The organism is Marinilabilia sp., assembly GCF_016278715.1.
Lineage (GTDB): Bacteria > Bacteroidota > Bacteroidia > Bacteroidales > Marinilabiliaceae > Marinilabilia.
This window is the reverse complement of sequence record NZ_JADQBH010000066.1, coordinates 1-3,976: the sequence shown is the minus strand read 5'-3', so window position 1 is coordinate 3,976 and position 3,976 is coordinate 1. Positions and strand designations below refer to the sequence as shown.

The 3,976-nt window shown below is 36.9% G+C and carries 3 protein-coding genes and 1 pseudogene; all 4 read left to right on the top strand.

Going from position 1 to position 3,976, the window contains the following annotated elements:
- The first annotated feature begins 213 nt into the window (after window positions 1-213).
- Entirely contained in the window at window positions 214-756 is a 543-nt protein-coding gene (locus QZZ43_RS04390) for a hypothetical protein (RefSeq protein WP_291856646.1), read from the top strand.
- Between the two features lie 226 nt (window positions 757-982).
- Window positions 983-1,450 carry a hypothetical protein gene (locus tag QZZ43_RS04385; RefSeq protein ID WP_291856644.1) on the top strand — a complete coding sequence of 156 codons (468 nt, stop codon included), beginning with the start codon at window positions 983-985 and terminating at the stop codon, window positions 1,448-1,450.
- Window positions 1,451-2,282: 832 nt separating this feature from the next.
- Window positions 2,283-3,701 carry an NADP-dependent phosphogluconate dehydrogenase gene (gene gndA, locus QZZ43_RS04380; protein ID WP_291856642.1) on the top strand — a complete coding sequence of 473 codons (1,419 nt, stop codon included), beginning with the start codon at window positions 2,283-2,285 and terminating at the stop codon, window positions 3,699-3,701.
- 2 nt (window positions 3,702-3,703) lie between these two features.
- Window positions 3,704-3,976, top strand: a pseudogene (locus tag QZZ43_RS04375) (hypothetical protein); the annotation flags it as partial.

Below are 3,976 nucleotides of genomic sequence, written 5' to 3'. Positions count from 1 at the left end.
TAAACATTTTTAGCTATTTTTATTTCTCCCGACCAAAGGAGGGTTTAGTTCAACAATCTGTATACGCCAGCCGGGGCTCCACAGCATATTGCAAGCTTCGTTTTTCCTTGTTACCCGCTCACGGCTTGAAATAACCTTTCGGGTTTGAAAGCCCCGGCCTGACGCATACAGGTCAACGTTAGCAGCAAGGCAAGAAAAAAAAACACATTCTACATGGAATTCAAAATTGACAGTTCAAATTATCATAGTCATTTAAAAAATGATAAACTAGTTATCGACAAAAACTTCATAAAAAGCAACAACATTTCTACGAATGCCTTGATAAAACTTGAGGGAGTTAAGAATAAAGAAGTGATGTTGTATGTAAAAGACATTCAACAAAATGAATTAAACATTGAAGTAAAAGATTCTGCACTGTACGGAATTATTTTTGAAAATGTTACTATTAGAGAATTAAAGCTATTGTATTTGGAGATTTCCGAATATAAAGAGGCTAAGTTTAAGCCTTTTAAAACATATTTTGATAGTTCAAATCTAAAATCAATTTGGATTTATGACTCAAAGTTTTTTAATGGATTCTTAATACGAAATGAGTCAGTTGTTGATAGCGTACGGATTGAGAATTCTTCTATTGACCATTCATTCACACACAATGATTCAATATCATCAAAAATAGAGATAGAGTCATCATTTATTGATGATTTAAATTATCAAAAAGTTGATATTCAGAAGAAAGGTATTAAGTCAACCATTTAGAAAATAAACATATTCAGAACAGAAGTTAGAGATGGTTTTAGAATATCTGAAGTTGAGTTTAAAGAGCTACATCTCCACAAAACTAACGTAATTGAAAGCACTGAATTATCGGACTTCAATAAGGAAATTTTTATTTCTTTACCTGATAATTTTAAAGATGTAGATAAGATAGAATTCACTGAATGTAATATAAATCGAAGATTAATAGTCTAGTTATTGCGCAGTTTTGAAACAAGATTATGATATTGATTGGTATTTTGAAAATGATTTATTTTCGGAAAAATATTATATCTGCTATGATTCTATTATGAGAATGAAATTAATAGACAAATATGGATATGATATTTTTAAACATGCACGTTTAAAAGTTGATAGCCTTGAAAAAACAGAAAATTGGATTTCAGATGCCGAATTTATTGGAGGACAAAGTGAACTTCTAAACTTCATTTTAAGACGGCTGTCAATTGACTCAACAGAAATATCAAATGGAATAAAAACAAAGATTCATATTGTATTGGAAATTGATAGCACTGGAAAGGCTGTTAATCCGTTAATTAAGAAAGGAATCGGGAAAAAAACCAACAAGAAAATAAAAGAAATTATTGAAGAAATGCCAAATTGGAAACCTGCTTATTTGTATGGAAAACCAATAAAACAGCAATATATGATTCCAATAAATATTGATTACCATTGAATAAACGACCCGCTAACAATCGTCTAATGGCTTTTCAATGAACACTGCAATTGAAAGCATCAATAAAATGTATGAGGTTGTAAGTGACAATAATCAAGTCTTTAGGCTGAAAAATACTTTAATCCAACAACAAATCGGGGATATCGTCAAGTCATCTTTTTAAATTTGGGTGTCTTTCGCACAAAACAGGAGACATCGTTAGATTTATTGATAAGACAAGAGAGCCGACACTCAATCCGGCTCAATATTTTTGGCACTCCGCATAGTAGAAAAACAAATTAATCATCTGCCCATTATGGCACATCTGCCCGTTCGCCAGACGGGTTTGTTTTGGCCATATCACACAGAGGCTTCCCTTTTTACAAAATATTAGAAACTCTTTTTTTGAACCATACTTCTGCTTGTAATATTTTATGTTATAGAAATATTACGTAATATGTGTGAATGATGTAATTTATTTCAAAAATTGTATAACGGATATCCGTTTACAGACCTTTAATTTGGTGTGACAAAAATAATTTGATATTCAAGCAATGAGCATGAAGGAGGACTTGAACCCATTGGATTACGATGTAACCCACACAACAGTAAAGAACGTTGTTTTTCAATGGTCAATGATGAGATGAGTGCTGGAACTTTTTTGCTGCATGTGATATCGGAACCAATCCATTTTTCTTTTGTATTATACTCTACTATTCCTGGATTTAACAATTTATTGGCAGCTCTTAAAAAGTCGTTGAATCCTTTGCAGACTATGCGGTAAGACTAATAACCGGTTTTTCAGCACCTCTTGAAACGAATTTAAATCTTTGACAACAATAATTTTTTAATGATGAAAAATTCGAAAACTTATATCATTGGCATGGTAGGCCTGGGTGTCATGGGGCGCAACCTTTTATTAAATATGGCTGATCATGGTTTTTCCGTGGCTGGTTATGACAATGCCCCAACCAAAGTCGAAACGCTTCAGAGGGAAGCAGGGAAAAGGGACATTCATTGCACCAATAACCTTCAGGAGTTTCTGTCAATCCTTCAAAAACCGAGAGCAATTATTTTGCTTGTTCCTGCAGGAGCGCCTGTCGATGCAGTCATCGCTGAACTATTGGTGTATCTTCAGAAAGACGATCTTATCATTGATTCAGGTAATTCTTATTTTAAGGATACAAACCTGCGTACCCTCAGGCTACAGGAAAAAGGAATACAATTTATGGGGATGGGTATCTCAGGTGGTTCGGAAGGCGCAAGGCATGGTGCAAGTATAATGCCTGGCGGGTCAAAAGAATCTTTTGAGCGGGTAAGGCTTATTTTTGAAGCTGTTGCAGCCAAAGTGAATGATGAACCCTGCGTTTCGTATATAGGACCTCAGTCTGCTGGTCATTTTGTGAAAATGGTTCATAATGGCATCGAATACGGCATCATGCAGCTTATATCCGAAACCTACGCCTTTATGAAACTGGTACTTGGTTTTTCCGATGATGAGCTTCAAAAAACGTATAATGAATGGAATAATGGTGAACTAAATGGTTATCTCATGGAAATTACCAGTAACATATTTGGTAAGGTCGATGAGAAAACAGACAAACGGCTGATCGATGAAATACTGGATGTTGCACGGCAAAAGGGAACCGGCATGTGGACGTCGCAAAGTGCCATGGAATTGCAGGTACCTGTTCCAACCATCGATATGGCAGTTGCCATGCGCGACTTGTCTGTATTTGAAAATCAACGCGAAATCGCCGACAAAATATTTCAGCACCGTGAACTACAGTTCACTGGCGATTGGAAAAAGCTCCTGACGCAATTGCGCAAAGCCTTTTACGTATCAACGCTCACAACCTATACGCAAGGCTTTGCGTTGCTTACCGTAGCATCGAATAAATACGGATATCATCTCGATCTCGAAACCGTAGCAAGGATATGGCGGGGTGGCTGCATCATTCGTGCTGCCATTTTGGAGGATATTAAGAAAGCTTTTCATGAGAAACCCGATCTGGCAAACCTGATGCTGGACCCCAACTTCTCGCAAAATATTAAAGAAAATCAGGAAGACCTCCGACAGATCGTATGCACGGCAAGTTCGATGGGTATACCCATTCCCGGCCTTATGGCTTCTCTGAGTTATCTTGATGCTTTCCAAAGCTCCTGGTTGCCTGCTAATCTTATTCAGGCACAACGGGACTATTTTGGTGGTCATACCTACGAACGCATCGATGCAAAAGGAACTTTTCATTCAGAATGGCAAAATGAATAAAGATGAAAACAAACGAACAACTTCGCCCAACGGTATTTGCAATTTTTGGAGGATCGGGAGATCTCACATGGAGAAAACTCGTGCCATCTCTTTTCGACTTGTTTCAGGACGTGACCATGCCTCCTCATTTCTCCATAATAGCCCTGGATCGTATTGAATTCGACGATGAAAAATTGCGTCAGCGATTCAGGGACGGGATTGAAAAATTTTCCCGCAAGGGTAAGGTCAATGATGAGTCCTGGTGGCAGTTTGCACAACACATTTATTATCAGAAA

What these genes read in the sequence shown, in the direction of transcription:
- gndA (WP_291856642.1), top strand. Translation starts at nt 2,283, where the DNA reads ATGAAAAATTCGAAAACTTATATCATTGGCATGGTAGGCCTGGGTGTC.
- QZZ43_RS04390 (WP_291856646.1), top strand. Translation starts at nt 214, where the DNA reads ATGGAATTCAAAATTGACAGTTCAAATTATCATAGTCATTTAAAAAAT.